This window comes from Caballeronia sp. LZ034LL (genome assembly GCF_031451215.1).
In the GTDB taxonomy this organism is placed as follows: domain Bacteria; phylum Pseudomonadota; class Gammaproteobacteria; order Burkholderiales; family Burkholderiaceae; genus Caballeronia.
Genome location: NZ_JARUXR010000001.1, coordinates 2,115,575 through 2,141,929, shown reverse-complemented (window position 1 = coordinate 2,141,929; position 26,355 = coordinate 2,115,575). Strand labels below are relative to the sequence as shown.

24 protein-coding genes, 2 tRNA genes and 1 pseudogene are annotated in these 26,355 nt (G+C 65.3%); 15 read left to right on the top strand and 12 right to left on the bottom strand.

The genetic code is table 11. The features are described 5' to 3' along the window. The first annotated feature begins 33 nt into the window (after window positions 1–33). The 3 genes from QCE83_RS09865 to QCE83_RS09855 are packed head-to-tail and all read left to right on the top strand — an operon-like array spanning window position 34 to window position 2,743. Window positions 34–777 (top strand): (Fe-S)-binding protein, encoded by a 744-nt coding sequence (locus tag QCE83_RS09865; RefSeq protein ID WP_309809199.1) that lies wholly within the window; start codon window positions 34–36, stop codon window positions 775–777. Continuing rightward, complete coding sequence (locus tag QCE83_RS09860; RefSeq protein WP_309809197.1) at window positions 774–2,165, top strand: LUD domain-containing protein; 1,392 nt, start codon at window positions 774–776, stop codon at window positions 2,163–2,165. The genes QCE83_RS09865 and QCE83_RS09860 overlap by 4 nt, the downstream gene beginning before the upstream one ends. Further along, window positions 2,162–2,743: an LUD domain-containing protein gene (locus QCE83_RS09855; RefSeq protein ID WP_309809194.1), complete on the top strand. Its 582-nt coding sequence runs from the start codon at window positions 2,162–2,164 to the stop codon at window positions 2,741–2,743. The genes QCE83_RS09860 and QCE83_RS09855 overlap by 4 nt, the downstream gene beginning before the upstream one ends. An 18-nt stretch (window positions 2,744–2,761) precedes the next feature. On the opposite strand, the gene lpxO is transcribed toward QCE83_RS09855, so the two are convergent. The 4 genes from lpxO to fdxA form a co-directional block, all read right to left on the bottom strand. Continuing rightward, entirely contained in the window at window positions 2,762–3,664 is a 903-nt protein-coding gene (lpxO, locus tag QCE83_RS09850) for a lipid A hydroxylase LpxO (protein WP_309809192.1), read from the bottom strand. A gap of 176 nt (window positions 3,665–3,840) precedes the next feature. Continuing rightward, window positions 3,841–3,916: transfer RNA gene (locus tag QCE83_RS09845), tRNA-Asn, on the bottom strand. 102 nt (window positions 3,917–4,018) lie between these two features. Then, window positions 4,019–4,094, bottom strand: a tRNA-Asn gene (locus QCE83_RS09840). 142 nt (window positions 4,095–4,236) lie between these two features. Beyond that, window positions 4,237–4,560, bottom strand: coding sequence for a ferredoxin FdxA (gene fdxA, locus QCE83_RS09835; RefSeq protein ID WP_309809190.1), 324 nt, complete (start codon window positions 4,558–4,560; stop codon window positions 4,237–4,239). A 373-nt stretch (window positions 4,561–4,933) separates the two neighbouring features. On the opposite strand from fdxA, the gene pncB reads away from it, so the two are divergent. The 5 genes from pncB (at window position 4,934) to QCE83_RS09810 (ending at window position 10,837) form a co-directional block, all read left to right on the top strand. Beyond that, on the top strand, window positions 4,934–6,124 hold the full coding sequence (gene pncB / locus QCE83_RS09830) for a nicotinate phosphoribosyltransferase (RefSeq protein ID WP_309809188.1): 1,191 nt from the start codon (window positions 4,934–4,936) through the stop codon (window positions 6,122–6,124). A gap of 164 nt (window positions 6,125–6,288) precedes the next feature. Continuing rightward, on the top strand, window positions 6,289–6,960 hold the full coding sequence (locus tag QCE83_RS09825; protein WP_309809186.1) for a lactate utilization protein C: 672 nt from the start codon (window positions 6,289–6,291) through the stop codon (window positions 6,958–6,960). Window positions 6,961–6,965: 5 nt separating this feature from the next. Continuing rightward, on the top strand, window positions 6,966–8,384 hold the full coding sequence (locus QCE83_RS09820; RefSeq protein ID WP_309809184.1) for a sodium:proton antiporter: 1,419 nt from the start codon (window positions 6,966–6,968) through the stop codon (window positions 8,382–8,384). A 3-nt stretch (window positions 8,385–8,387) separates the two neighbouring features. After that, window positions 8,388–9,371: a D-glycerate dehydrogenase gene (locus tag QCE83_RS09815; RefSeq protein WP_309809182.1), complete on the top strand. Its 984-nt coding sequence runs from the start codon at window positions 8,388–8,390 to the stop codon at window positions 9,369–9,371. Next, a complete protein-coding gene (locus tag QCE83_RS09810) occupies window positions 9,368–10,837 on the top strand; it encodes a DNA recombination protein RmuC (RefSeq protein ID WP_309809180.1) in 1,470 nt (489 codons plus the stop codon). The genes QCE83_RS09815 and QCE83_RS09810 overlap by 4 nt, the downstream gene beginning before the upstream one ends. On the opposite strand, the gene QCE83_RS09805 is transcribed toward QCE83_RS09810, so the two are convergent. From QCE83_RS09805 to QCE83_RS09780, 6 genes are all read right to left on the bottom strand, one after another. Further along, a complete protein-coding gene (locus QCE83_RS09805) occupies window positions 10,838–11,323 on the bottom strand; it encodes a GNAT family N-acetyltransferase (RefSeq protein WP_309809178.1) in 486 nt (161 codons plus the stop codon). It lies immediately after the preceding gene. Continuing rightward, the gene (locus tag QCE83_RS09800; RefSeq protein WP_309809175.1) at window positions 11,320–11,595 is read right to left on the bottom strand and encodes a hypothetical protein; all 276 of its coding nucleotides are present in this window, start codon (window positions 11,593–11,595) and stop codon (window positions 11,320–11,322) included. Before QCE83_RS09800 ends, QCE83_RS09805 begins: the two co-directional genes overlap by 4 nt. 66 nt (window positions 11,596–11,661) lie before the next feature. Beyond that, window positions 11,662–12,984, bottom strand: coding sequence for a gephyrin-like molybdotransferase Glp (gene glp, locus QCE83_RS09795; protein ID WP_309809174.1), 1,323 nt, complete (start codon window positions 12,982–12,984; stop codon window positions 11,662–11,664). A gap of 121 nt (window positions 12,985–13,105) precedes the next feature. Beyond that, window positions 13,106–13,660 carry a molybdenum cofactor guanylyltransferase MobA gene (gene mobA, locus QCE83_RS09790; protein WP_309811623.1) on the bottom strand — a complete coding sequence of 185 codons (555 nt, stop codon included), beginning with the start codon at window positions 13,658–13,660 and terminating at the stop codon, window positions 13,106–13,108. A gap of 91 nt (window positions 13,661–13,751) precedes the next feature. After that, a complete protein-coding gene (moaA, locus tag QCE83_RS09785; RefSeq protein ID WP_309809172.1) occupies window positions 13,752–14,858 on the bottom strand; it encodes a GTP 3',8-cyclase MoaA in 1,107 nt (368 codons plus the stop codon). Between the two features lie 262 nt (window positions 14,859–15,120). After that, window positions 15,121–18,498, bottom strand: coding sequence for an Rne/Rng family ribonuclease (locus QCE83_RS09780; protein ID WP_309809170.1), 3,378 nt, complete (start codon window positions 18,496–18,498; stop codon window positions 15,121–15,123). A gap of 908 nt (window positions 18,499–19,406) precedes the next feature. On the opposite strand from QCE83_RS09780, the gene QCE83_RS09775 reads away from it, so the two are divergent. From QCE83_RS09775 to QCE83_RS09760, 4 genes are read left to right on the top strand one after another with little or no spacing between them, the layout of a single operon-like run. After that, window positions 19,407–20,405: an RluA family pseudouridine synthase gene (locus tag QCE83_RS09775; protein ID WP_309809168.1), complete on the top strand. Its 999-nt coding sequence runs from the start codon at window positions 19,407–19,409 to the stop codon at window positions 20,403–20,405. Beyond that, window positions 20,406–21,065: an HAD-IA family hydrolase gene (locus QCE83_RS09770; RefSeq protein ID WP_309809166.1), complete on the top strand. Its 660-nt coding sequence runs from the start codon at window positions 20,406–20,408 to the stop codon at window positions 21,063–21,065. Then, window positions 21,062–21,448, top strand: a complete 387-nt coding sequence (locus tag QCE83_RS09765; protein ID WP_309809164.1) for a Rieske 2Fe-2S domain-containing protein — start codon at window positions 21,062–21,064, stop codon at window positions 21,446–21,448. Before QCE83_RS09770 ends, QCE83_RS09765 begins: the two co-directional genes overlap by 4 nt. A gap of 34 nt (window positions 21,449–21,482) precedes the next feature. After that, on the top strand, window positions 21,483–22,442 hold the full coding sequence (locus QCE83_RS09760) for a S49 family peptidase (protein ID WP_309809162.1): 960 nt from the start codon (window positions 21,483–21,485) through the stop codon (window positions 22,440–22,442). Between the two features lie 11 nt (window positions 22,443–22,453). On the opposite strand, the gene QCE83_RS09755 is transcribed toward QCE83_RS09760, so the two are convergent. Continuing rightward, window positions 22,454–23,173 carry an SAM-dependent methyltransferase gene (locus QCE83_RS09755; protein ID WP_309809159.1) on the bottom strand — a complete coding sequence of 240 codons (720 nt, stop codon included), beginning with the start codon at window positions 23,171–23,173 and terminating at the stop codon, window positions 22,454–22,456. Further along, entirely contained in the window at window positions 23,170–23,787 is a 618-nt protein-coding gene (locus tag QCE83_RS09750) for a Maf-like protein (protein ID WP_309809157.1), read from the bottom strand. Before QCE83_RS09750 ends, QCE83_RS09755 begins: the two co-directional genes overlap by 4 nt. Before the next feature lie 337 nt (window positions 23,788–24,124). Between QCE83_RS09750 and QCE83_RS09745 the strand changes: the two genes are divergently transcribed. The 3 genes and pseudogenes from QCE83_RS09745 to plsX form a co-directional block, all read left to right on the top strand. Next, complete coding sequence (locus QCE83_RS09745; protein ID WP_309809155.1) at window positions 24,125–24,814, top strand: YceD family protein; 690 nt, start codon at window positions 24,125–24,127, stop codon at window positions 24,812–24,814. A 127-nt stretch (window positions 24,815–24,941) separates the two neighbouring features. Continuing rightward, window positions 24,942–25,121 carry a 50S ribosomal protein L32 gene (gene rpmF, locus QCE83_RS09740; protein ID WP_035501683.1) on the top strand — a complete coding sequence of 60 codons (180 nt, stop codon included), beginning with the start codon at window positions 24,942–24,944 and terminating at the stop codon, window positions 25,119–25,121. Between the two features lie 138 nt (window positions 25,122–25,259). Then, window positions 25,260–26,261: pseudogene (gene plsX, locus QCE83_RS09735) on the top strand (phosphate acyltransferase PlsX); the annotation flags it as partial. Between the last annotated feature and the right edge of the window lie 94 nt (window positions 26,262–26,355).

Genomic DNA, 26,355 nt, shown 5'->3' with positions numbered 1-26,355 from the left:
CTTTCCCGCAATCGACATCCGCCATCGGTCCTCATGAAAGTCGCCCTCTTCGTGCCCTGTTTCATCGACGCCTTTTATCCGCAAGTCGGTATCGCCACGCTGGAATTGCTCGAACGGCTCGGACTCGATGTCGACTATCCGCAGGACCAGACCTGTTGCGGCCAGCCGATGGCCAACAGCGGCGCGCACAAGGACGCCGCCGGCGCGGAACGCGTGTTCGCGCGCAATTTCGCCGACTATGACTACGTGGTGGGGCCGTCGGCGAGTTGCACGCATCACGTGCGCGAGCATTTCACCGCGATCGAGCAGACCAGCGCCGTGCAGAAAGTGCGGCGCAGCACGTTCGAACTGGTCGAGTTTCTCCACGACGTGCTCGGCGTGCGCGAGTTTCCGTGGGCCGAGTTTCCGCACCGCGTCGGGCTGCACAACAGTTGCAGCGCGGTGCGGCATCTGCGCGAGACGTCGAATTCCGAAGTTGCGGGCACGCCGTACTCGAAGCCGCGCGCGTTGCTGGAAGGCGTGAAGGGCATCGAGTTCGTCGCGCCGGCGCGTCCCGACGAATGCTGCGGCTTCGGCGGCACGTTCTCCGTGACCGAGGCGGCCGTCTCCGTGCGCATGGGGCAGGACAAGGTGAGCGATCACGTCGGCGCGGGCGCGGAGTACATCGTGTCGGGCGACATGTCGTGCCTGATGCATCAGCAGGGCTGCGCCGACCGCATGAAGGTCGAGGCGAAGTTCATCCATATCGCGCAGGTGCTGAACGGAGCGCGCGCATGAGCAAGACCATCCGTATCGATCACGCGAAGGCCGCCGGCGCGTTCCTGCAGAAACCGGATCACGTCGCTTTCCACGACAAGCGCCTGTGGGACTTGCGCACCAAGCGCGATGCGCAATCGCACGGCATCGCCGAATGGGAAACCATGCGCGATCTGGCGTCGGGCATCAAGGAACACACGCTGTCGCATCTCGCGGTCTACCTCGCGCAGTTCGCCGATCAGGCCGGGAAGAACGGCGTGACCGTGCATTTCGCGGCGAACGCGCAGGAACACAACGAACTCGTCTACCAACTGATGAGCGAGCGCGGCATGACCGCCCTCGTGAAGAGCAAGTCGATGCTCACCGACGAATGCTACATGCGCGACTATCTCGAGCCGCGCGGCATCACGGTGATGGAGACGGACCTCGGCGAGCGCATCCAGCAGCTCGATCACCAGGATCCGAGCCACATGGTGGTTCCGGCCGTCCACAAGCTGCGCGCGGACGTGGCGGAACTGTTCGGGCGCACCATCGGCACCGATCCCGCGAACAGCGACATCCACTATCTCGCGGAAAGCCAGCGCATGAACACGCGGCCGTATTTCGTGCGCGAGAAGACCGCCGGCATGACCGGCTGCAACTTCGCGGTCGCGGAGACGGGCACGGTTGTTGTGTGCACGAACGAGGGCAACGCGGACCTGTCGGCGAACGTGCCGCCGCTGCATATCGCGTCGATCGGCATCGAGAAGATCATTCCGACCATCGCGGATCTCGGTGTGTTCGTGCGCATGCTGTCGCGCAGCGCGCTCGGCTCGCCGATCACGCAATACACCTCGCATTTCCGCCAGCCGCGGCCGGGCACGGAAATGCACTTCATCCTCGTCGACAACGGCCGCTCCGAGCGCCTGGCGATGGACGACTTCTGGTTTTCGCTCAAGTGCATCCGCTGCGGCGCGTGCATGAACACGTGTCCGGTGTATCGAAGAAGCGGCGGGCTGTCGTACGGCGGTACGTATTCCGGGCCGATCGGCGCGATCATCAATCCGACCCACGACCTGAAGCGCTACAGCGCGCTGCCGTTTGCCTCGACGATGAACGGCAGCTGCACCAACGTCTGTCCGGTGAAGGTGAACATTCACGAGCAGATCTACAAGTGGCGCGAGGTGATCGCGGATAAACACGAGGTGCCCTTCGTCAAGCAGGAAGTGCTCAAGATGGCGGGGCGGCTGCTGGCGAGCCCGACGCTGTATCGCGCGAGCGTGGCGTCGCTGGGCGGCGCGCTCAAGCGTCTGCCCAACTTCGTGCTCTATAACCCGCTCAACATCTGGGGGCGCCAGCGCGAACTGCCCGAAGCGCCCGCCGAGACCTTTCACGAGTGGTATAGGAAAAACCGGAAGCCGGCCAAATGACGAGTCGCGAAGCTTTTCTCTCGAAGATCCGCGCGGCGCAGCCGGCCGCGCGTCCGCGGCCGGAGGTGCCGCTGTTTCCGGCGCCGCCGGGCGACCTGAAGGAGCGCTTCAGCACGGCGCTTGCCGCGATGGGCGGCACGTGTGTCGAGGCATCGAGTGTGCAGGACGTGAACGCGCTGATCGCCGCGCGCTTTGCGGACGCGAAGGTGATCGCGTCGGCCGTGCCGGGTGTCGCGGGGAACCGGCCGCTCGCCGCGGATACGGTGCCGGCGTCGCTCCAGGATGTCGATGTCGCGGTCGTCAGAGGGCGCTTCGGCGTCGCGGAAACCGGCTCGGTGTGGTTCAGCGAGCAGGAATATGTCGTGAACTCGATCGGCTATCTGGCCCAGCATCTGGTCGTGCTGCTCGATCCGGCGCAGCTCGTGGAAGGCTTGCAGCAGGTCTACCGGCGCGATGACTTCAGGACGGCGCGCTATGCGGTGCTGGTGACCGGGCCGTCGGCGACGGCGGATATCGAGGGCGTGCTGATTCGCGGCGCGCAAGGCGTGCGCTCGCTCACGCTGGTGTGGCTCGCGTGAAGCGGCGTGTGCGGAGCGTCAGTATCGCCAGAAGATCGCCACCGCGATGCCGCCGAACAGCAGCCACTTGACGATGTAGTACACGGTCCGGTTCCATGCCTTCAGGCGCTTGCCGACGAGCCGGATCGAATAGAGATACTTGAACGCGTGATTCAAGCCGCCGGTGCGGTCGCCGACTTCGTTCGGCGACGCCGCCGCGCGCATCAGGAAACCGCCGACCACGTGATTGACCGCCTGCGCCCAGCGATATTTCATCGGCCGCTCGATGTCGCAGAACAGGATGATGCGCTCCACCTCGGTCTTGTTCTCCGCCCAGTGCAGATAGGTTTCGTCGAACACGACTTCTTCGCCGTCATGCCACGCGTAGCGCTCGCCATCGACGACGATCGCGCAGCCGTCGCTGTTCGGCGTGACGAGGCCCAGGTGATAGCGCAGCGAACCCGCGTAGGGATCGCGATGCAGCGTCAGTGTGCCGCCAGGCGGCAGCATTGCGAACATCGCCGCCTTGACGGTGGGAATGCCTTGCAGGATCGCGAGCGTTTGCGGGCACAGCACCACGGCCGACGGATGCGGGTGGTCATACCATTTGAGATAGAAGCGTCGCCAGCCGCGTCGGAAGAATGAATTGAAACCGATGTCGTTGTATTGGGCCGCCGCCTGGATCTTGCTGGCTTCGTGCAGCGCCATGGCTTCGGCGCGGATGGTTTGCCAGTGCGTCTTGAGCGGCGCGAGTTCGGGGAAGAGGGAAGTGTGGAGATACGGCGTGGGCGGCACGCGCGAGAACAGGTAGACGAAGCCGTTCACCGGCGACATGAAGGTCGAATGGTCGGAAAGCTGCCGGAAGAAACCGTGGCGAACCTTGCCACGCCAGTGCGTGTAGGCCGCGCAGACGATGAAGATCAACAGGATGACCCAGCGCATCGTTTCTCTCCTTGTCGATTATCTAATGCATTGATCGACGTAGAGAAATTATACAAACGGTTAAACGAACTCCGCTTGGACGGTGATGACGCGTAGAGGGAAGAAAACCGGCGCGCAAAAACAAAAAGCCCGGTCGAAAGACTGGGCTTTTGCTGGATCCTGCGATGAAGCCTTTTTGGCTCCCCGACCTGGGCTCGAACCAGGGACCTACGGATTAACAGTCCGGCGCTCTACCGACTGAGCTATCGGGGAACAACTAACAACATCTGAAGCTGAGATGAAAAACCCAGCCAAGAGACTGGGTTTTGAACAACGCTTGCTGGAGCTTTTGAAGAAACTTCGTGTTGAAGCTCTTGGCTCCCCGACCTGGGCTCGAACCAGGGACCTACGGATTAACAGTCCGGCGCTCTACCGACTGAGCTATCGGGGAACATCTACAGCAGAGAAGCGAAATTATAGGGGGGTGGTGCTTTGCTGTCAACGCCCAATCTTCATTCGATAAGCTGAAGAAGGGGCGCGCATTTCACATGAGACGCCGGGCGATGCCGGACGTGCCGGACATGCGGGAGATATCAGCGCTCGAGCAGATTCAGCTTTTCCTTGACGTCCTTGAACTCGTCCGACTCCGGCAGCGGCGCCTTGGTCTTGGTGATGCTCGGCCAGTTGCGGGCGAGATCGGCGTTCAGTTCAGTGAAGTGCTGCTGATCCCCGGGCACATCTTCTTCGGCGTAGATCGCGTTGACCGGGCATTCGGCGACGCACACGGCGCAGTCGATGCACTCGTCCGGATCGATCGCGAGAAAGTTGGGACCTTCGCGGAAGCAATCCACCGGGCACACGTCCACGCAATCGGTGAACTTGCACTTGATGCAGCTTTCGGTCACAACGTGAGTCATTCAGGCTCCTGCATGCGGAATTCGTGGGGGCTGCGCCCTGGGCGGCTGCATGGGCCGGGAGGTGCGCTTGCGGAAACGCGTATTGTAGCGTAATAGGAAAAACGGACGCGAGCGCCCGCAAGGCCTGCCTTATATCGATTCGTGATGTTGGTATATGCGGTACGGTAAGCCTTTGCAGCGGGCTTGAAAGGGCGTCCATGCCCCATGCCGGCGCGCACATTCGGGTAACATGACCTGCGGGGCGTAATCGGGTCAGAGTCTCTTCGAGGCAAGCCCGTCCGTCATCAATGCACATCGAGACAGCATCGGGCCAGCGGGGCAGGCGGCTCGAACCGGTGCGTCGTCTTTTCGCGTGGATGTTTCAGCCAGAACCATGATCATCACTTCGCTGCTCGACACCGACCTCTATAAATTCACGATGATGCAGGTCGTGCTGCATCATTTTCCGGCAGCGAACGCCGAGTATCGCTTTCGCTGCCGCACGCCGAATGTCGATCTCACGCCGTACATCGACGAAATTCGCGACGAAGTCCGGCAGCTCTGCAATCTGCGCTTCAAGGAAGAAGAACTCGACTATCTGCGGCGCATGCGCTTCATCAAGAGCGACTTCATCGACTTCCTCGCGCTGTTCCATCTGAACGAGAAGTCCATTCGCATCGCGCCCTCGGCGAAGAACAACGGCGAGATCGATATCGACATCGAAGGGCCCTGGCTGCATACGATCCTCTTCGAGATTCCGGTGCTCGCGATCGTCAACGAGGTGTATTTCCGCAACACCCAGCGCAAGCCCGAATACGAAACCGGCCGCGAGCGCCTGCGCGAGAAGATCAAGCTGCTCGCCACGCCGCCCGAATATTCCGACTGCAAGATCGCCGACTACGGCACGCGCCGCCGCTTCTCCAAGCAATGGCACGAGGAAGTCGTGCTGACGCTCAAGGAACGCCTGGGCGCGCAGTTCGCCGGCACGAGCAACGTCTATTACGCGATGAAGCACGGCCAGCGCCCGCTCGGTACCATGGCGCACGAGTACTTGCAGGCGTGCCAGGCGCTGGGTCCGCGCCTGCGCGATTCGCAGATCTACGGCTTCGAGATGTGGGCCAAGGAATATCGCGGCGATCTGGGTATCGCGCTGTCGGACGTGTACGGCATGAAGGCGTTCCTGAACGACTTCGACATGTACTTCTGCAAGCTCTTCGACGGCGCGCGGCACGACTCGGGCGATCCCTTCGACTGGGGCGAGCGCCTGCTGCGGCATTACGAAGAGAACCGCTGCGATCCGCGCACCAAGATCCTCGTGTTCTCGGATGCGCTCGATATCCCCAAGGTGCTGCAGCTCTACGAGCGTTTCCGTGGCCGCTGCCAGCTGGCATTCGGCGTCGGCACGAATCTCACCAACGACCTCGGCTATCAGCCGCTGCAGATCGTCATCAAGATGGTTCGCTGCAACGGACAGCCGGTGGCGAAGCTGTCGGACTCGCCGGGCAAGAACATGTGCGACGACCGCGCGTATCTCGCCTACCTGCGCCAGGTGTTCGGCATCGAGCAGCCGGTGGGCGAACTCTGACGCGTGCTGCGGTGCGTGCCTCGTTTGCGCACTCGGCCCAGGCCGTCCGGCCGAGGTTCGCGCGTGAACCCCGCTCGCTATAATTCGACGCGTCGCTGATCGATTCGGGTCAGGCATTCACCACTACGCATTCAGCAGCATTGCAGAGGAAAGAGGACGGCACCATGGATACATCGGCCGCGCGCCGCACCATTCTCGCGCGCATCCGCAGTGCGCAGGGCCGTCGCGGCGAGCCGACGGACGCCGAGCGCGCCGCGGCGCAGGAGTATGTCGAGCGGCATCCGGCGGGCCCGCGTCCGCCGCTGCCGCAGACGCGCGAAGAACTCATCGCGCGCTTCAGGCTGGAGGCCGAGCGCCTTGCCACCACCGTCGCCGAAGTCGAGTCGCTTGCCGAAACCCCCGCCGAAGCCGCGCGTTATCTTCAGGCGTTGAATCTTCCGACCGAGGTCGTCGCGTGGCCCGCGCTCGCTGACCTGCCGTTTGCCGAAGCCGGCCTGCACGTGTCATTGCGCAAGCCCGCCGATGCCGATCTCGTCGGCATCACCGGCTGTTTCTGCGCCACTGCGGAGACCGGTTCGCTCGTGCTGTTGTCCGGCGCCGAAACGCCTGCATCCGGCGCGCTGCTGCCTGCCACTCATATCGCCATCGTGCCGGCGTCGCGCATCGTCGCGGCGCACGAAGACGCCTTTGCGCTCATCCGCGCCGAGCGAGGCGAACTGCCGCGCGCGGTCAATTTCGTCTCGGGACCGTCGCGCACCGGCGATATCGAACAGACCATCGTGCTCGGCGCGCACGGGCCGTATCGCGTGCACGTCATCGTCGTGCGCGGAGCCTGAGTCTTATGCGGCTTCTGTTTGGCAGCGTCCTGCTTGCTGCGTTGGCGTCGGTCACGAATCCCGCGGCGGCAGCCACGCTCGACGGCGCGACGCTCTCGGCCGCGTGGGGCCTGCCGTTCGTCGGCGTGTTGCTGTCCATCGCGGTCTTTCCGCTCGTGGCCGCGAAGGTCTGGCATCACCACTACGGCAAGATCGCGGCGGCCTGGGCGCTCGCGTTTCTCGTTCCGTTCGCCGTCGTGTTCGGGGCCGGCACTGCGGGCGGCGTGCTGCTGCACGCACTGCTCGAAGAATATCTTCCCTTCATCATCCTGCTGGCCGCGCTCTATACGGTGGCGGGCGGCATCTGCGTGCGCGGCAACCTGCATGGCTCGGCGCGGCTCAATACCGGACTGCTCGCGCTCGGCACCGTGCTCGCGAGCCTCATGGGCACGACCGGCGCAGCCATGCTCCTGATCCGGCCATTGCTGCGCGCCAACGACAACCGCAAGCACGTCGTGCACGTGGTTGTGTTCTTCATCTTTCTGGTCGCGAATGCGGGCGGCTCGCTCACGCCGCTGGGCGATCCGCCGCTGTTCCTGTGCTTCCTGAACGGCGTCGGATTTTTCTTGACCACGCTGCATCTCGCGCTGCCCATGCTGCTTCTTTGCGTCGTGTTGCTCGCGCTGTTTTATCTGCTCGACAGCCACTATTGGCGCAAGCACGATGCCGGCCTGCCGGCACTCGACCCGACGCCTGATACGACATCGCTCGGCATCGACGGGAAGATCAACTTCGCGTTGCTCGCGGCGATCGTCGCGCTCGTGCTGATGAGCGGCGTGTGGAAGCCCGGCATCGCGTTCGATGTATTCGGCACGCAGGTGCAGTTGCAGAATCTCGTGCGCGACGTGCTGCTTGCCGCCGTGCTGCTGGCATCGCTCGCATGGACGCCGAAACGCGCGCGCGAGGGCAATGCGTTCGACTGGGCGCCCATCGCCGAAGTGGCCAGACTGTTCGCCGCGATCTTCGTCACCATCGCGCCGGTCATCACCATCCTGCGCGCGGGCGCGGACGGCGCGTTTGCGGGCATCGTACACGCGGTGTCCGACGCGAACGGCAAGCCGGTGGACCTGGCGTATTTCTGGGCCACGGGCCTGCTGTCGTCGTTTCTCGACAACGCGCCCACCTATCTCGTGTTCTTCAATCTCGCAGGCGGCGACGCCCACACGCTCATGACCACCGACGCCACCACGCTTGCCGCCATTTCGGCGGGCGCGGTCTTCATGGGCGCGAACACGTATATCGGCAACGCGCCGAATTTCATGGTCAAGGCGATCGCCGAGTCGCGCGGTGTGCGCATGCCGGGTTTCTTCGGCTTTATGGCGTGGTCGGGCGTCGTCTTGCTGCCGCTTTTCGCCATGCTGGGCTGGCTATTTTTCCGGGAGTAGGCAATGAAGAAGAAAGTGCTTGTCGCGCGATCCACGTTCCCTGATGTCATCGAGCGGCTGAAACAACATTTCGATGTGGACGCCAACATGGGCGATGTCCTGCCGCAGGACGAGTTCGTCCGCCGTCTCTCAGGTTGCGACGGCGCGTTCACGGCCGGCGAGCGCGTCGGCGACGCCGAACTCGCCGCCGCGCCGAAGCTGAAGGTGGTCGCGAACATGGCGGTCGGCTACAACAACTTCGACATGCCGGCGTTCGACGCGCACGGCGTGCTCGGCACCAACACGCCGGACGTGCTGAACGAAAGCACCGCTGACTTCGGCTGGGCGCTGATGATGGCAGCCGCGCGCCGCGTGACCGAGTCGGAGCATTTCCTGCGCGCGGGCCAGTGGCAGAAATGGTCCTTCGATTCCTTCCTCGGCGCCGACGTCTACGGCTCGACGCTCGGCGTGATCGGCATGGGGCGCATCGGCCAGGCGCTCGCACGGCGGGCGAGCGGCTTCAACATGCGCGTGATGTATCACAACCGTTCGCGCGTCGCGCCCGAGATCGAGGCCGCGCTGAATGCGGAGTACGCGTCGAAGGAAGACTTGCTGAAGCGCGCGGATCACGTGGTGCTCGTCGTGCCGTATTCGAAGGAGAGCCATCACACGATCGGCGCTGCCGAACTCGCGCTGATGAAGCCGACCGCGACGCTCACGAACATCGCGCGCGGCGGTATCGTCGACGATGCCGCGCTGATCGCCGCGTTGCGTGACAAGCGCATCGCCGCGGCGGGCCTCGATGTCTTCGAAGGCGAGCCGAACTTCAATCCCGACTTCCTGGTGCTCGACAACGTCGTGCTGACGCCGCACATCGCCAGCGCGACCGAAGCCACGCGCCGCGCCATGGCGAATCTCGCCGCCGACAACCTGATCGCCGCACTCGGCGAAGGTCCGCGCGCCGGCAATCCGCCGAACCCGATCAACCCGGGCGTACTGAAGAAATGATGGAACTGCTGGTGGGCGCGGTCGCCGTACTGGCGCTCGCGCTGGTGATTGCGCTCATTGCGCTGGTCGTGACGCTGCGGCGTCCGTCGCAGGGCGGCATGCACGAGGAGTTCGAGGCGCTCACCGATCGCGTCAACGACATGGGCGAGGCGCACGCGCGCGCGCAGGAACGGCTCGAACGCGGCCTGCGCGGCGACATCGCCGAGAGCGCGCGGGTGTCGCGCATGGAGGCGCAGAACGGCTTCGCGCAGTTCCATCAGACGCTGTCGACGCAACTCGCGAGCACCTCGAGCGTGCAGAACGCCCAGTTCGACGCACTCGCGCAACAACTGGCGCAGCAGAGCCAGCAGGCGCGCGAGGACCAGGGCAACGCGTTGAAGCGCTTCGCCGATTCGATCTCGCTGCATCTCGCGCAGCTGTCGGAGGCGAACGAGCGGCGGCTCGGCGAAGTGCGCGCGACGCTCGAGGCGCGGCTCAAGGACATCGAGGCGAACAACGCGACGAAGCTCGACGAAATGCGCCGTACCGTCGACGAAAAGCTGCACGCCACGCTGGAGCAACGGCTGGGCGAGTCGTTCAAGCTGGTGTCGGACAGGCTGGAGCAGGTGCACCGCGGGCTGGGCGAGATGCAGACGCTCGCGGCGGGCGTCGGCGACCTGAAGAAGGTGCTGACCAACGTCAAGACGCGCGGCACCTGGGGCGAAGTGCAGCTCGAAGCGCTGCTGGAGCAGCTGCTCACGCCGGAGCAGTACGCCAAGAACGTCGCGACGGTGCCGAAGAGCAACGAACGCGTGGAATTCGCGATCAAGCTGCCCGGCCGTCATGACGCGCCGGGTGCGTCCTCGACATCCGATGAAGCCGCCACGCCCGTATGGCTGCCCATCGACGCGAAATTTCCGCGCGAGGACTACGAGCGTCTGATCGATGCGCAGGAACGTGCCGATCCGGCCGCGGTCGAGGACGCCGCGCGCGCGCTCGAAGGCCGGCTGCGCGCGGAGGCGAAGGCCATCGCGCAGAAATACGTTGCGCCGCCGTATACCACCGACTTCGCGCTGCTGTTCCTGCCGACCGAAGGTCTGTATGCCGAAGCGTTGCGCCGCCCCGGTCTGAGCGATGCGTTGCAGCGCGACTATCGCGTGAGCATTGCCGGGCCGACCACGCTGACCGCGCTGCTCAACAGCTTGCAGATGGGCTTCCGCACGCTGGCCATCGAGAAGCGTTCCAGCGAGGTCTGGCAGGTGCTGGGCGCGGTGAAGACCGAGTTCGGCAAGTTCGGCGACGTGCTGGCGCGGACCAAGTCGCAGCTGGAAACGGTCACGCGCTCCATCGAGGCGGCGCAGACGCGCACGCGGCAGATGAACAAGCGGCTGCGCGATGTGGAAGCGTTGCCGGGAGAGCGGGCGGCGGGACTGCTGGGTGACGGCTCTGGTGAAGCGCCATCGCCCGAAGGCGACGACGAGATCTGATTACGAAGACACGGCCAGCCGTTCGAGCGGCTCGCCGGTGACGCGCACGATGCGCCAGTCGGGCAGCACGGTCGCGCCCATCTTTTCGTAGAAGTCGATGGCGTTCTGGTTCCAGTCGAGCACCGACCATTCGAAGCGGCCGCATTGACGCTCCACCGCGAGCGCGGCCAGCTTCTTCAACATCTGCGTGCCGAGGCCGCTGCCGCGCATCGAGGGACGCACGTAGAGGTCTTCGAGATACAGGCCGCGCTTGCCCAGGAAGGTCGAGAAGTTCTGGAAGAACAGCGCATAAGAGACGACCGCGCCGTCCTGCTCGGCCACCAGCGCTTCGGCGGCGGGGCGCGTGCCGAACAACGCATCGTGCACATCCTGCTCGGTGGCGACGAACAGATGCGTCAGCTTCTCGAATTCGGCCAGTTCATGCATCAGCGCGAACACGGCGCCGACATCGGCGGGCGTCGCCGCGCGGATCAGGGCGGCGCTCATGCTTCCTCCGGCGCGTCGGACAGCGTGATCTCGATGCCGCCGAAGCGCGACGCCACCCAGTTGTACGCGTGACAGGCAATCCACAGCAGGATGAAGCCGAGGATCGCGTTGAGCAGCAGCGCGCTCGTCACCGTGCTCACTTCCACCGAGCCATAGCGCACGAACGCGACCACGACGCCCAGCAGCACGATCGGCACGCTGAAGGTCAGATAAACGAGGATCAGCGCCTTGGCGGTCTGTCCCGGTGCGATGAACGAAATCTGTTTTTTCATGGAAGGGTGCCCCGTCTGTCGATATAGGAATGAGGGTTACGGCGATACGCGCGCGCGGCGCAGCTATCAGATCAGGCCGTCGAACGGCACGATCTCGACATCGTCGCCGGCGTCTATGTCACCGCGAGCATGCTCGAGCACGATGAAGCAGTTCGCTTCGCTCATCGAGCTGAGCACGCCCGAGCCTTGCGGACCGGTTGTGACGACGCGCCAGCCGCCGTCGGCCTCGCGTGTCGCGATGCCGCGCTGGAATTCGGTGCGGCCCGCGCGTTTCTTCATCGGTTCGGCGGCGCGGGCGCGCAGGGCCGTGAGCGCCTGCCGCTGCGCACCCGACATGGCCAGCAAGGCCTCGCGCACGATGAAGTAGAAGGTCGCCATCACGGCGACCGGATTGCCCGGCAAGCCGAAGAACAGCGCCGAGTTGCCCGCGCCCGCGCGCTCGCCCGACCACAGGCGGCCAAACGCCAGCGGCCGGCCGGGGCGCATCGCGATCTTCCAGAAGGCGACTTCGCCGAGCGAATTCAGCAGGTCGCGCGTGAAGTCCGCATCGCCCACCGAGACGCCGCCCGAACTGATGACGACGTCCGCGTTGTGAGTGGCGTGACGCAGCGCCGTTTCGAGCGAGGCGCGGTCATCGCGCACGATGCCGAGATCGAGGGTCTCGACGCCCAGGCGCCGGAGCATCGCAAAGAGCGTATAGCGATTGCTGTCGTAGACGCTGCCCGCACTCAGTGTTTCGCCGATCGAGCGCAGTTCGTCGCCGGTCGAGAAGAAGGCCACGACGAGCCGCTTGCGCACCGCGACTTCGCCGATCCCGAGCGACGCGAGCAGCCCGAGGTCCGACGCCCGCACGATGCGCCCGGCGGCCAATGCGGGCTTGCCTTTGGCGAGATCCTCGCCCGCCAGCCGGCGATTCTGTCCCGCGCGGATGTCCGTCACGGCGAAGCGAATGGTGTCGCCTTCACGGGTGACCTGCTCTTGCGGCACCACCGTGTCGCAGCCCGGCGGCATGAGCGCGCCGGTCATGATGCGCACGCATTCGCGCCCGCCGGACGTGGCCACGAAAGGACGGCCGGCGAATGCCGTGCCCGCAACCGGAAGTTCGACCGTTGCGCCGCCGCCCGTTACTGCCGTCACCGCCGTCATCGCCGTGGCCGCGAACGCGTAGCCGTCCATCGCGGAATTGTCGAAGGCGGGGACGTCGATGGGAGAAATCACGTGCTCCGCCAGCACGCGGCCGAGCGCGTCGTGCAGGCTCACGCGTTCGGCGGGTGCATCGGCTCCGCGCGGCATCGCCCATTGACGCACGATGTCCTGCGCGGCCTCGACGGGCAGCGCATTCGGATCGTACTGAGCAACGGAGGCGAACAATTCCTTGGGCGTGGTCATGAATCGGAGTGGATCGCGGCCTGCGTCGGGCGGTGAGGCTAGGCCACGGCGGCGGAGGGAACGAGCAGCCCGGAAGGATCAGGCCGCATGGGCGGACGCGAGCGAACAGCAGGTTGAGCGGTCAGTCGCGCTCCAGCTCGGCCAGCTGCTGCAAATCGTTGACATTGTAAAACGCACGTACATCGTGAAATTGGACTTCGGCCGCCGTGTGGCGCGCGTACCACGCGCGCACCTTGCGCTCGCCGACGTCCAGCCAGGCGTCGAGGTCGTCGGCGAGCGAGGTGCGCAGCAGCGCGAACACCGGATGCGCCTGCACGTCGCCGGAGGCCTCGACCGTAGCCGCATACGCAATGTCGACACCCTTCGTTTCGAGCGCCTGCAGCAGCGCGGCGCCCAGATGTTCGTCGACGAACGGCGCGTCGCACGGCGCGGTCAGCACGAAGCCGGTGCGCGCCTCGCGCAACGCGGCCGCGATGCCGGCAAGCGGCCCGGGATAGTCGGCGCGCGTATCGGCGATGACGCGCGCGGCGAAGGGCGCGCCGAGTCGCGCGTAGTCGTCGAGCGAGCGGTTGGCGCTGATCAGCAGCGCGCCGGCTTGCGGGGCGAGACGCCGCATCACGTGCAGCGCGAGCGGTTCGCCGCGAAACGGCTGCATGCCCTTGTCGATGCCGCCCATGCGCGAGCCGCGTCCGCCCGCCAGCACGAGCGCCGTGATGTCGGAGAAAGCATGAGGATGGGGCGCGGCGTGCACGGTCGAATGGCCTGCGTCAGCCGCCGATGTACGACATTTCGACGCGCGGGCCGTCGCTTCGCGACTCAGCCGACGCACTGCCGCGCAACTGCGAATAGCGGTCGCCGCGTGCTTCCCAGATGCGCGCGATGGACGTGGCGACTTCCTCGTCGCTGGCGCCGCCGCGGATCAGTCCGCGCAGATCGTGTCCGGCGACGGCGAAGAGACAAAGGTACAGCTTGCCTTCCGTCGAGAGCCGCGCGCGCGTACAGGTTCCGCAGAACGCGCGCGTGACGCTGGAGATCACGCCGATTTCGCCGCTGCCGTCGCGATAGCCCCAGCGTTGCGCGGTTTCGGCATCGGTATGGGCTTCGAGCGGTGCGAGCGGGAAATGCGCGTCGATGCGCTCCACCACCTGCGCCGACGGCAGCACTTCGCTCATGTTCCAGCCATTCGACGCGCCGACGTCCATGTATTCGATGAACCGCAGGATGGCGCCGCTGCCTTTGAAGTGACGCGCCATCGGCACGATTTCCTGGTCGTTGGTGCCGCGCTTGACGACCATGTTCACCTTGAGCGCCGCGAGCCCGACCGCCTGCGCCGTGGCAATGCCTTCGAGCACGTCGCCGACCGCGAAGTCGGCGTCGTTCATGCGGCGGAACAGCGCGTCGTCGAGGGCGTCGAGGCTGACCGTGACGCGCGACAGCCCTGCGTCTTTCAGCGAGCGGGCCTTGCGTGCGAGCAGCGAACCGTTGGTGGTCAGGGTGAGGTCGAGCGGGCGGCCTTCGGGCGTCCGCAGCAGCGCCAGCCGCTCGATCAGATATTCGATGTTCTTGCGCAAGAGCGGTTCGCCGCCCGTCAGGCGAATCTTTTCGACGCCGTGCGCGACGAACACGCGCGCCAGCCGCTCGATTTCCTCGAAGGAGAGCAGGGCGGCGTGCGGCAGAAACGAATAGTCCTTGTCGAACACTTCGCGCGGCATGCAGTACACGCAGCGGAAGTTGCAGCGGTCGGTCACCGAGATGCGCAGGTCGCGCAAAGGACGCGCGAGCGTGTCCGTGAGCAGCCCCGATGGCGCAGCAGCGACGCCGGCGAAGGCCGGAATCGCGCTGATGTCGGTCACGGGGATGATGCGTCGGGACATGATGAGTGGGGTTCGGCTCGACCGTTGCGGTCTTGTTTTATGGTTGGGAATCGTTCGATGACAGTTTCATTTTAACGGAAGGTGCTCATCGGAGTCGCAAGGGGGATACCCGCGCGGGGTCTGGTTTTCCCGCTTTTCTTACAGCGCTGCGCGGCGGGTGCACGAAAAAAAACGCCATCGATATGGGTCGATGGCGTTTCGTCAGCGTCCGCCCGGGACACGGCGCGAAGCCGTGCCGGGCGGCAGAGCCCTCAATGATCGCTCAATGGGTGCCCTTGCCGGTTTCCACCTGCTGCATCGGCGTGGTGTCGGCCGGCGGCAGCGCCTTGCGTTCGCGCGGCACGCGCACCGGCGCGGGCAGGCGGGCGGCGGCGGCATCGGCTTCACGCAGCTTGGTCGCGTCCGTGTTGACCCACACGAGGCCCGCACGTTCGAGCATCGGCTGAAGCGCTTCCGCGGCGATCGGCGTGGCCGTCGCGGGTGCGGCGGGTGCTGTCGGCGCGGCGGGTGTGGCTGCCTGCACCGGCTCTGCTGCAACCGGCGCCTGCGCTTCGACGGCTTCGATCGGCGGCACGGGTTCGACGGCCGTTGCTTCGGGCGTCGGCGCAACCGCGGCGACCTTCACCGGTTCGGCCACTTCGGCTTCCACGGAGGCAGGCGCCGGAACTGCTTCAGGCGCAGCTTCGACAGCGGCCGGAGCCGGCGTTTCCACGTGAGCCGGCGTTTCGACCGGAGCGGGTGCAGCCTCGACGGGTCTAGCTTCGTCGGCGACGGGCGCGAACGGATCGACAGGCTTCGTTTCGGCAACCTTCGGCGACGGACCGAACGGATTGTCGACCGACGGCGCCGGAGCCGGCTTGGCGAACAGGTCGAAGCCAGCTGCTTCGGGCGTCGACGCATTCGTTTCGACCGGCTCGGCCTCGTGAGCCTTGGCCACCGGCGCTTCTTCAGCGACGACAGGCGCGGGCGCTTGCAGCTTCGCTTCCACCGGCTGTGCGGCCACGGCTTCGACCGGCGCCGGTACTGCCGCTGCATCGACCGGCTCAGCCGCCGGGCGCGCTTCGCGACGCGCCGACACTTCCTGCGCGGCTTCGGCGTCGAACACGCCGGCTTGTGCGGAAGAGCTGTCGGCGGCGCCTTCGGCTTCCGCGACGTCAGCCGCGTGATTCACGGTGATGCCATCTTCCTCGCGTTCGCGGCGGCCGCCACGACGGCCACGACGACGGCGACGACGCTCTTCGCCGTCACGCGCGCCCTGATCGGCGGATCCTGCGTCGAAGCCTGCGGCGTCCACATCGACCTGCGCCGATTCGACGATTTCCGACACCACCGTTTCGCCTTGCGTCAGTGCTTCGACGGCGGCTTCCGGCTGCGGCTTGCGGCGTTCGCCACGATCCGGCCGTTCCCCGCGCTCTGCACGTTCGGGACGATCGGCGCGTTCAGAACGATCGGCGCGCTCGGCACCGCGTTCACCACGATCCGCACGTTCGCGACGTTCCTGGCGTTCGCCTGCTTCCGGACGCGGAGCGCGTTCGGCGTTGCGCTCACGGCCTTCACGCGGCTCACGGCCCTCGCGCGGCTCGCGTGCCTCACGCGGTTCACGCGCTTCGCGGGGCTCACGTGCTTCACGCGGCTCGCGCACTTCACGCAGTTCGCGACCTTCGCGTCCCTCACGACCGCCACGCGCTTCGCGATCTTCACGGCGGGCGCCTTGCCGGCCCGCGCCGTTGCTGCCCGTGCTGCCATTGCCGCTGCTCGCGCTGCCTGCTTGCGCGCCATCGCGGCCGGCGCCGCCGCTGCGGCGGTTGCGGTTGCGATCGCCGCTGCCCGCGCGTTCGCTGCGCTCACGTTGCGGACGCGCGGCGGGTTGCGCCTCGACCGGAGCCGGAGCGGGCTTCACTTCCGGCTGGATGCCGAACAGGTTCTTGATCCACGCGATGAATCCGCCGCTCGCCGGCACCGGCACCGCAACGGGCGCGGCCTCGACCGGAGCGGCCTTGACCGGCGCGCTCGGCGCGGGCTTCTCGGGCGTGATGCCCTTGACCGCGGCTTCCTGCTTCGGCTTCACGTCTTCGGCGCGCTTGCTGTAGCCGGTCTCGGATTCGAGCTCCGTCGCGGCTTCCACGGCCATCTTCCACGATGCACGCGGGTCGTCGAGGCGTGCGTCGTCGTGACGCAGGCGCTCCAGCTTGTAATGCGGCGTTTCGAGATGCTTGTTCGGAATCAGGACGACGTTGACCTTGAAGCGCGATTCGATCTTGTTGATTTCCGAGCGCTTTTCGTTCAACAGGAAGGCGGTCACCTCGACCGGCACCTGGCAATGAATGGCCGCGGTGTGCTCCTTCATCGCTTCTTCCTGAATGATCCGCAGCACTTGCAGCGCGGACGATTCGGTGTCGCGGATATGGCCCGTGCCGTTGCAGCGCGGGCAGGTCACGTGGCTGCCTTCCGACAGCGCCGGACGCAGCCGCTGACGCGACAGTTCCATCAGGCCGAAGCGCGAAATCTTGCCCATTTGTACGCGGGCACGGTCGTGCTTGAGCGCGTCCTTCAGACGCTGCTCGACTTCGCGCTGGCTCTTGGCCGATTCCATGTCGATGAAATCGATCACGATCAGGCCGCCCAGGTCGCGCAGACGAAGCTGGCGCGCGACTTCGTCGGCGGCTTCGAGATTGGTGCGCGTCGCGGTTTCCTCGATGTCGGCGCCCTTGGTCGCGCGCGCCGAGTTCACGTCGATGGCGACGAGCGCCTCGGTGTGATCGATCACGATCGCGCCGCCCGACGGCAGCGGCACCGTGCGCGAGTACGCGGTCTCGATCTGGTGCTCGATCTGGAAGCGCGAAAACAGCGGCACGTCGTCGTGATAGCGCTTCACCTTCGAGAGGTTGTCGGGCATCACGATGTCCATGAAGGCGCGCGCCTGGTCATGGATTTCGGTCGTGTCGATGAGAATTTCGCCGATGTCCGGCTGGAAATAATCGCGGATCGCGCGGATGACGAGGCTGGATTCGAGATAAATCAGCATCGGCTGGCCGGCGACGCCGCTCTGCGACGCGGCCTCGATCGCGCGCCACAGCTGCATCAGGTAGTTCAGGTCCCACTGCAGCTCTTCCGCCGAACGGCCGATGCCCGCCGTGCGCGCGATGATGCTCATGCCTTCCGGCAGTTCGAGCTGCGCCATGGTTTCGCGCAGTTCCTGGCGCTCGTCGCCCTCGATGCGGCGCGACACGCCGCCGCCGCGCGGGTTGTTCGGCATCAGGACCAGATAGCGGCCGGCCAGCGAAATGAACGTGGTCAGCGCCGCGCCCTTGTTGCCGCGCTCTTCCTTCTCGACCTGGACGATGAGTTCCTGGCCTTCGCGCAGCGCGTCCTGGATGCGCGCGGAGCGCATGTCGACGCCGTCGCGGAAATACTGGCGGGCGACTTCCTTGAACGGCAGGAAGCCATGGCGGTCCTCGCCGTAGTTGACGAAGCAGGCTTCGAGCGACGGCTCGATGCGGGTGACGACTCCCTTGTAGATGTTGCCTTTGCGCTGTTCGCGCCCGGCGGTTTCGATGTCGATGTCGATGAGTTTCTGCCCATCGACGATGGCGACGCGCAATTCTTCTTGCTGCGTCGCGTTAAACAGCATGCGTTTCATGGAACGGCTCCAGAGCGGCTTTCGTCCTCCCTCGTCAGGCGAATCGGCGTCAGTGACGGATGAAGGTCACGCGCGCGAGGCGGGAAGGCGGGCGAGCCGCGCTTTTTTGTGTGTTGTCACAAAGCACGCTGGAGCGGGATTTCTGGCGGGAGAATTGCCGAAAGCAGGCGACAGCCGCCAGCGCGGCGGCCGTGCCATGGGGCACCTGCGAAACAACGGCGAGGCGAAGTCGAGCCGCGCGGCGCGTGGCGAGGATGGACGGCGGCGTGGCGGACGGACGTCCGGGAAGTCCGAAACGACCCGACGCACTGCCCGCCCGACGCGCTTTGCAGCGCCTGAATCCTCCCAACGGTGGCCGCGGAAGAGCGGTCTCGCGCACACCGGCGCGATGCTGCATGACCGTTCCTTCCTGCGGCCAGGCCGCGCCGGCGCCGCCGCGGGCCTTGTATCGCGCCCATCGGCCGGCTGCCGTGTGTCTCGCCTCATGGCGGCGTGATCGCGCTTCGCAGATTACAGCGCAGCAGCGATTCCGCCGGCAATTGTTCGCAAAACCGGCGAGCGTCGATTGCCTGTTTCTCCTGCTCATGCGCAATTTCGCGCAGGACCGATTCAGGCGGCGACCGGTTGTTGCACCGGGCGCCTTCGCTTCTCGCCGATAAAATTCTTTTTGACCAGAAATCCGTTACCGACCGGCGATCGACTCGACCGAACGCGCCTGTGGGCTTCGTCCCTGCCGGTGATATCGCCGTGCGTGCAACTCGCTGCTCTCTGTATTCAGGGTGAGCAACCGACCTTGGGCGCAAGTAAAATGATGGTTTATCGCTTGCACCTGTGCAGTCTGATCAATCGCGGCCAGTGCTTGATCTAAAGCGCCAACCTTTTCAGACTGCTCGCAAATTATATTCAGAATGAATGAGTTAGGCAAAACTTCCCAGAAACAGGTCGCGAGCGAACAGGTGTCGATGATCGAAGTCGACGAGACTGCCGCCGGTCAGCGGATCGACAACTTCCTGCTGCGCGTCTGTAAAGGCGTGCCAAAGAGCCATATTTACCGGATTCTCCGCAGCGGCGAAGTGCGCGTGAACAAAGGCCGCATCGACGCCGCGTATCGTCTCGAAATGGGCGATCTGGTGCGCGTGCCGCCCATCCGGACGGCTCAGGCGGACGAAACGCCGGTGTCGTCAAACGCGCCCGCCGCCGAATTTCCCATCCTGTTCGAAGACGAGCATCTGATCGTCATCGACAAGCCCTCGGGTGTTGCGGTGCATGGCGGCAGCGGCGTGGCGTTCGGCGTGATCGAGCAGCTGCGCAACGCCCGGCCGCACGCCAAGTTCCTTGAACTGGTGCATCGGCTGGACCGCGAAACCTCCGGCGTGCTGATGCTCGCGAAGAAACGCGCCGCGCTGGTCAACCTGCACGAGCAGATTCGGGAAAATCGCGTCGACAAGCGCTATTACGCGGTCGGGCACGGCGACTGGCCCGCCGACTGGGGCCGCCGGCGCGTCGTGAAGGCGCCGCTGCACAAGTACGTCGCCGCCGACGGCGAGCGCCGCGTGCGCATCCAGGAAAACGGCCTGCCGTCGCACACGGTGTTCAACCTGATCGAACGCTGGGACGATTACGCGTGGGTCGAGGCGGAACTGAAGACCGGGCGCACGCATCAGATCCGCGTGCACATGGCGAGCATCGGCCTGCCGATCGCGGGCGACGCCAAGTACGGCGACTTCGCACTGAACAAGGATCTGGCGCGTCCGAGCGCGAAAGCGTCGCTGAAACGCATGTTTCTGCACGCTTACCGGCTGAAGATCACTCATCCGGCGAGCGGCGAACCGATCCAGTTCGAAGCGCCGCTGCCCGCCGAGTGCCGGCGCTTCATCGAACAACTCAAAAATCGTGAGACACCGTAAATGCCGCGGAAGCAATTCGATCTGATCGTTTTCGACTGGGACGGCACGCTGATGGATTCGACCGTCCACATCACGCGCAGCATCCAGGCCGCCTGCCGCGACCTGGGCCTGCCGGTTCCCGCCGACGAATCCGCCAGCTATGTGATCGGCCTCGGACTCAAGGATGCGCTGCAAATTTGCGCGCCGACGCTCGATCCCGCCGACTATCCGCGTCTGGCCGAGCGTTATCGCTTCCATTTCCTGACGAAAGGGCAGGAAACCGAGCTGTTTTCCGGCGTGCGCGAAATGCTGCAGGATCTGCGCGACGAGGGTTATTTCCTCGCGGTCGCGACGGGCAAGAGCCGGGTCGGGCTGAATCGCGCGCTGGACCAGTCGCGCCTGACGAGCGCCTTCGACGGCACGCGCTGCGCCGACGAAACCTTCTCCAAGCCGCATCCCGCCATGCTGCATGAGCTCACGCGCGAACTCGGCCAGGATCTCGGGCGCACCGTGATGATCGGCGACACGACGCACGACCTGCAGATGGCGATCAACGCGGGCGCGGCGGGCGTCGGCGTGGGTTATGGCGCGCATCCGGCGGATTCGCTCGCGGTGCTCAAGCCGCATTTCTGCGCGGACAGTGTCGCGTCGCTGGCCGGCTGGCTCAGGGAGCACGCATGAGCGAAGCGGCGCGGGATGCGGTGCGCGTATGCGCAGCGGAAGCACTCGTCGACGGCGGCGCGGGCGTCCGCGTGCCGGCGACGGACGCCGCCGGCGAGGCGGTCGTCTTCTTCGTGCGCTACGACGGCAAGCCGTACGGCTATCTGAACCGCTGCGCGCACGTGCCGATGGAGCTCGACTGGAACGAGGGTCAGTTCTTCGAGAGCTCGGGCCTATACTTGATGTGCGCGACCCACGGGGCGATCTACCAGCCCGACACCGGCAAATGCGTCGGCGGTCCGTGCCGCGGCGCCCGTCTGCGCGCCGTGACGGTCGAGGAGCGCGACACGCCTGAGGGCCGCGCGGTCTTCTGGCTCCCCGATGCCTCCTTGCAGCCCGCCTGAATCACCCCGATCCTCTCACTCGCCTGAACTACGCATGTCCGACAACCTTCCTCGCGGCAACGACAACTGGGAGCGCGAAGCGCTCGAGCGCATCGCCCTGGCTGCAATTCGCGAGCAGCGCGCCGCCCGGCGCTGGCGCATCTTCTTCCGCTTCCTGTTTCTGATCGTCATCGCGCTGGTTGCCTGGGGCGTGTTCGATTTCACCGGCGACCGGGCCGCGAAGGCCGGCAAGCACACGGCATTGATCGACTTGCAGGGCGAGATTTCCGCCACCGGCGACGCCAGCGCCGACAACATCGACGGCGCGCTGCAAAGCGCCTTCGAGGACGAAAACACGGCCGGCGTGATCCTGCGCATCAACAGCCCGGGCGGCAGTCCGGTGCAGGCGGGCATCATGTACGGCGAGATCAAGCGCCTGCGCGCGAAATATCCGAAAACGCCGCTGTACGTGGTCGTCGACGACATCTGCGCGTCGGGCGGCTATTACGTCGCCGCCGCGGCCGACAAGATCTACGTGAACAAGGCGAGCGTCGTCGGCTCGATCGGCGTGCTGATGGACGGTTTTGGCTTCACGGGGCTGATGGACAAGCTCGGCGTGCAGCGGCGCCTGCACACGGCGGGCGCCAACAAGGGCGAGTTCGATCCGTTCTCGCCCGAAACGCCCGCGATGAATGCCCACGCGCAGGACATGCTCGACCAGATCCACGCGCAGTTCATCGACGCCGTGAAGCAGGGCCGCGGCAAGCGTCTGAAAGACGATCCCGAGATGTTCTCTGGCCTGATCTGGACTGGCGAGAAGAGCGTCGCGCTCGGCCTCGCGGACGATTTCGGCGACGCCGGCTATGTCGCGCGCGAAGTCATCAAGCAGCCGGACATCGTCGACTACACCCAGAAGGAAAGCATCAGCGAGCGCGTGGTGCGCCGCTTCGGCGCATCGGCGGGCGATGCCGCCGTGCGCGCGCTGACGCTCGGCGGCCGGTTCCAGTTGCGCTGATCGTCAGGGCATTAGGACGCGAGCAGCAGGAAGATCGCCGGACGCTTCTGCAGGTCCGGCGCGGCTTTCTTCTTCCAGTCGGCCGCCGTGCGCGTGACGATGGTTTCACCGGCCAAGGTCAGATCCACGGCGACGCAGATCAGCGTCGAAGGCGCGCAGGTGGCGATCAGCGTGTCGAGCATCGCGCGGTTGCGATACGGCGTTTCGATGAAAATCTGCGTCTGACTGGCCTTGCGCGACAGTTGCTCGAGTTCGCGCAGGCGCTTGCCGCGCTCCGCGGCATCGACGGGCAGATAGCCGTTGAACGCAAAGCTCTGGCCGTTCATGCCCGAGGCCATCAGCGCCAGCAGGATCGAGCTCGGTCCGACGAGCGGCACCACCTTCACGCCGCGATCGTGCGCACGCCGCACCAGCAGTGCGCCCGGGTCGGCGACGGCCGGGCAGCCCGCCTCGGACACCAGCCCGGCGTCGGCGCCGGCGAGGATCGGCGCGAGCAGCCTGTCGATCTCGCCCGGCGGCGTCTTGACGTTCAGTTCGCGCACGTCGATCTGCTGGATCGGCCGTTCCGTGCCGACTTTCTTCAGGAATGCGCGCGTGGTCTTGGCGTTCTCGCCGATGTAGTACCCCAGCGCGGCCGCCCGGGCGCGCACCGGATCGGGCAGCACCTGCGCGAGCGCGGCGGCGTCGCCTTCGCCGAGCGTGTTCGGGATCAGATAGAGGACGCCGCTCATTGCGCCCCCAGTACCGGCAGGCCGGCGCGGGCCAGCATGCCCGTCAGCGCAATCAGTGGCAGGCCGATCAGCGCAGTGGGATCGTCGGATTCGATCGCTTCCAGCAATGCAATCCCCAGGCCCTCGGATTTCGCGCTGCCGGCGCAATCGTAGGGCGTTTCGGCGCGCAGATAGGTTTCGATCTGCGCGTCCGAATAGTGGCGAAAGCGCACGCGCGTGACGATGTCGGCGGATTGGGTGTCGTTCGTGCGGCTGTCGAAGACGCACAGGGCGCTATGAAACTCGACGCTCCGGCCGCGCATCGCGCGCAGTTGCTCGCCGGCCTTGTCGTGCGTGCCGGGCTTGCCGATCTGCCGGCCGTCGAAGGTCGCGACCTGATCCGAGCCGATTACCAGCAGCGCGCCGGATTCCGCGACACGCTCTGCCGCCGCGCGCGCCTTGGCGGCGGAGAGCCGCAGCGCCGTTGCTTGCGGTGTTTCGTGTTCGAGCGGCGTTTCGTCGATCGCCGGAACGACGACCTCGAAGGGCACCCGCAGGCGCTCCAGCAACGCGCGCCGATACGGTGAACTCGACGCCAGAATCAGGCGCGGAAGGGAAGTTGAAGCGTCGGACATGAAGGAAAATCAGTAAAAAAGAAGGAAAAAACGGCGGTGCGCGGCGTGATGCTTAAGTATTTGACTCGAAAGAATAAAGCCGATATGATTTTGGGCTTTTCATCGGTTGGTGCGCAAGCAGCTTCTCGTTCTAACGCCGATGAAGCCGGTAGGCAGAAGGCACGAGCGCAAAAGCATGAAAGCCCGCCAGATGCAAATTCGGGCAAGCCACGCCTGACCGAATGCGGCGTCGCGGTGCATACTGGGCGCTCATCGGGCGTAACCGCGGAAGCATCCTCGGAAACACCCGCCAAGCAAGGCACAAGCAAGGCACAAGCAAGCACCAGCAGGAGCGCACATGACCCGGAATCCTGGCAAACCTGCGAGCCCCGCCGATCTGCGCGCGCTCGACATTTTCGAATTCGCCACCAGCGGCAGGCAGGCAGCCGGCGCACTGCGCATATCGCAGATGCCGCGCATGTTAGCCGAAGTGCCAACCGATGTGTCGGATGTGTCGGATGTGTCGGATGCGTCGGGTGCGTCGGGTGGTCCGGCAGCAGGAGAAGACGATACCGTCTTCACCTGGCAGGCCGAGGGCTCGACCCAGCCGGAATTGCAGGACGACGGCGTGGAAGCGCCGCAGCCGTATCTGCGCCTCGCGGTCCATGGCTCGGTATGGCTCAGGTGTCAGCGTTGTCTTTCGCCGTATTCGCAGCATCTCGATGTCGATGCCACCTATCGGATCGTTGCGACGGAGGAAGAAGCGGACGAATATCCGCTCGACGACGATGAAGTCGAAGTGATCGTGGGCTCGCGCCAGTTCGATCTCATCGACTTGATCGAAGAGGAGTTGTTGTTGTCCTTGCCGCTCGTGCCCAAGCACACCGTGTGTCCCGAGGTGCACGAAAGCCTGCTCTCGGGTAGTGCCGAAGGCAGCGCGGACGACGAGTCGGAAGAAAACAGTGCGGCGGAACAGGCAGACAAGCCGAATCCGTTTGCGGTGCTGGAAAAGCTCAAGCCGGGCGGTTCCGGCGGCGGCAAGCACTGATGCACTGAACAGGTTTTGTAGCACGCAACAAACAGGTAGCGCGATGTGCGCACCCGATGGCCGTACGGCCGAGGGCTGTCGGCGGATCGGGCTGTGTTAGAATTCGCAAAATTTTTCTGGAGTAATCATGGCAGTTCAGCAAAACAAGAAGTCGCCGTCGAAGCGCGGCATGCACCGTTCCCACGACTTCCTCACGACGGCTCCGCTGGCTGTCGAGCCGAGCACGGGTGAAGTGCACCTCCGCCACCACGTGAGCCCGAATGGCTACTATCGTGGCAAGAAAGTCATCAAGACGAAGAACGACTAAGCGTTCCCCGTCGCCCGTCCGGCTCGCGGAAACCATTCTGCGGGCGCTCGGGCGCAATTCGCTCTTGACACTTTCCCGGTACGACAAGAAGGCGGCATTTCACTGCCGCTTTTTTGTGTCCGAAATTCGTCGCGTTCCATGACTGTAAAGATCACCATCGACTGCATGGGGGGCGACCACGGTCCGGCCGTGACCGTTCCCGCTGCCGTCAGTTTCGTGCGCTCGCATCCCGACGCGCATCTCATGCTCGTCGGTCTCGAGCAGCCTATCCGCGCCCAGCTCAGGAAGTGCAAGGCACTCGACGAAGTTCGCCTGAGCATCGTCGCCGCGAGCGAAGTCGTCGCCATGGACGACCCGGTCGAAGTCGCGCTGCGCAAGAAGAAAGATTCGTCGATGCGCGTCGCGCTCAACCTCGTGAAGGAAGGCGCGGCGCAGACCTGCATTTCCGCCGGCAACACCGGCGCGCTCATGGCGGTCTCGCGCTACGTGCTGAAGACGCTTGCCGGCATCGAACGGCCGGCCATCGCGTTCGCCATGCCGAGCCAGAAGGGCTACACCACGGTGCTCGACCTGGGCGCCAACGTCGATTGCGAACCCGAGCATCTGCTGCAGTTCGCCGAGATGGGCCACGCGCTGGTGTCGGCCATTGAAGGCCGCGAGCGGCCGACCATCGGTCTGCTCAATATCGGCGAAGAAGTCATCAAGGGCAACGAGACCATCAAGCGCGCGGGCGAACTGCTGCGGGCGAGCACGCTCAACTTCTACGGCAACGTGGAAGGCAACGACATCTACAAGGGCACGACGGATGTCGTCGTGTGCGACGGCTTCGTCGGCAATGTCGCGCTGAAGACCTCGGAAGGTCTCGCGAAGATGCTCGCCGACATCATCAAGGAAGAGTTCAGCCGCTCGTTCGCCTCGAAGCTGATGGCGCTCGTCGCGCTGCCGGTGCTCAAGCGCTTCAAGCGCCGTGTCGATCCCGCGCAATACAACGGCGCAGCCTTGCTGGGCCTGCGCGGGCTCGTCATCAAGAGCCACGGCTCGGCCGAGGCCTTCGGTTTTGAGTGGGCGATCAAACGCGGGTATGATGCCGTCAAAAATGGCGTGCTCGAACGCCTGGTGCGCGCGATGGAAGAGAATGCGCCCGCCGCGTCGCTCGCAGCCGGCGTCGCTGCTGTCCCGGAAGATCCGCAGGCGGCTCCGCAGCCAGACGCGCTCCCTGACACGCAGCCCGCAG

What these genes read in the sequence shown, in the direction of transcription:
- QCE83_RS09805 (WP_309809178.1), bottom strand. Translation starts at nt 11,323, where the DNA reads ATGAGCGCCGCCCTGATCCGCGCGGCGACGCCCGCCGATGTCGGCGCC.
- QCE83_RS09820 (WP_309809184.1), top strand. Translation starts at nt 6,966, where the DNA reads ATGCGGCTTCTGTTTGGCAGCGTCCTGCTTGCTGCGTTGGCGTCGGTC.
- QCE83_RS09800 (WP_309809175.1), bottom strand. Translation starts at nt 11,595, where the DNA reads ATGAAAAAACAGATTTCGTTCATCGCACCGGGACAGACCGCCAAGGCG.
- QCE83_RS09775 (WP_309809168.1), top strand. Translation starts at nt 19,407, where the DNA reads ATGAATGAGTTAGGCAAAACTTCCCAGAAACAGGTCGCGAGCGAACAG.
- QCE83_RS09815 (WP_309809182.1), top strand. Translation starts at nt 8,388, where the DNA reads ATGAAGAAGAAAGTGCTTGTCGCGCGATCCACGTTCCCTGATGTCATC.
- moaA (WP_309809172.1), bottom strand. Translation starts at nt 14,858, where the DNA reads ATGTCCCGACGCATCATCCCCGTGACCGACATCAGCGCGATTCCGGCC.
- QCE83_RS09825 (WP_309809186.1), top strand. Translation starts at nt 6,289, where the DNA reads ATGGATACATCGGCCGCGCGCCGCACCATTCTCGCGCGCATCCGCAGT.
- QCE83_RS09780 (WP_309809170.1), bottom strand. Translation starts at nt 18,498, where the DNA reads ATGAAACGCATGCTGTTTAACGCGACGCAGCAAGAAGAATTGCGCGTC.
- QCE83_RS09760 (WP_309809162.1), top strand. Translation starts at nt 21,483, where the DNA reads ATGTCCGACAACCTTCCTCGCGGCAACGACAACTGGGAGCGCGAAGCG.
- QCE83_RS09770 (WP_309809166.1), top strand. Translation starts at nt 20,406, where the DNA reads ATGCCGCGGAAGCAATTCGATCTGATCGTTTTCGACTGGGACGGCACG.
- QCE83_RS09755 (WP_309809159.1), bottom strand. Translation starts at nt 23,173, where the DNA reads ATGAGCGGCGTCCTCTATCTGATCCCGAACACGCTCGGCGAAGGCGAC.
- QCE83_RS09750 (WP_309809157.1), bottom strand. Translation starts at nt 23,787, where the DNA reads ATGTCCGACGCTTCAACTTCCCTTCCGCGCCTGATTCTGGCGTCGAGT.
- QCE83_RS09745 (WP_309809155.1), top strand. Translation starts at nt 24,125, where the DNA reads ATGACCCGGAATCCTGGCAAACCTGCGAGCCCCGCCGATCTGCGCGCG.
- mobA (WP_309811623.1), bottom strand. Translation starts at nt 13,660, where the DNA reads ATGGGCGGCATCGACAAGGGCATGCAGCCGTTTCGCGGCGAACCGCTC.
- glp (WP_309809174.1), bottom strand. Translation starts at nt 12,984, where the DNA reads ATGACCACGCCCAAGGAATTGTTCGCCTCCGTTGCTCAGTACGATCCG.
- rpmF (WP_035501683.1), top strand. Translation starts at nt 24,942, where the DNA reads ATGGCAGTTCAGCAAAACAAGAAGTCGCCGTCGAAGCGCGGCATGCAC.
- QCE83_RS09860 (WP_309809197.1), top strand. Translation starts at nt 774, where the DNA reads ATGAGCAAGACCATCCGTATCGATCACGCGAAGGCCGCCGGCGCGTTC.
- fdxA (WP_309809190.1), bottom strand. Translation starts at nt 4,560, where the DNA reads ATGACTCACGTTGTGACCGAAAGCTGCATCAAGTGCAAGTTCACCGAT.
- QCE83_RS09865 (WP_309809199.1), top strand. Translation starts at nt 34, where the DNA reads ATGAAAGTCGCCCTCTTCGTGCCCTGTTTCATCGACGCCTTTTATCCG.
- QCE83_RS09810 (WP_309809180.1), top strand. Translation starts at nt 9,368, where the DNA reads ATGATGGAACTGCTGGTGGGCGCGGTCGCCGTACTGGCGCTCGCGCTG.
- lpxO (WP_309809192.1), bottom strand. Translation starts at nt 3,664, where the DNA reads ATGCGCTGGGTCATCCTGTTGATCTTCATCGTCTGCGCGGCCTACACG.
- QCE83_RS09765 (WP_309809164.1), top strand. Translation starts at nt 21,062, where the DNA reads ATGAGCGAAGCGGCGCGGGATGCGGTGCGCGTATGCGCAGCGGAAGCA.
- QCE83_RS09855 (WP_309809194.1), top strand. Translation starts at nt 2,162, where the DNA reads ATGACGAGTCGCGAAGCTTTTCTCTCGAAGATCCGCGCGGCGCAGCCG.
- pncB (WP_309809188.1), top strand. Translation starts at nt 4,934, where the DNA reads ATGATCATCACTTCGCTGCTCGACACCGACCTCTATAAATTCACGATG.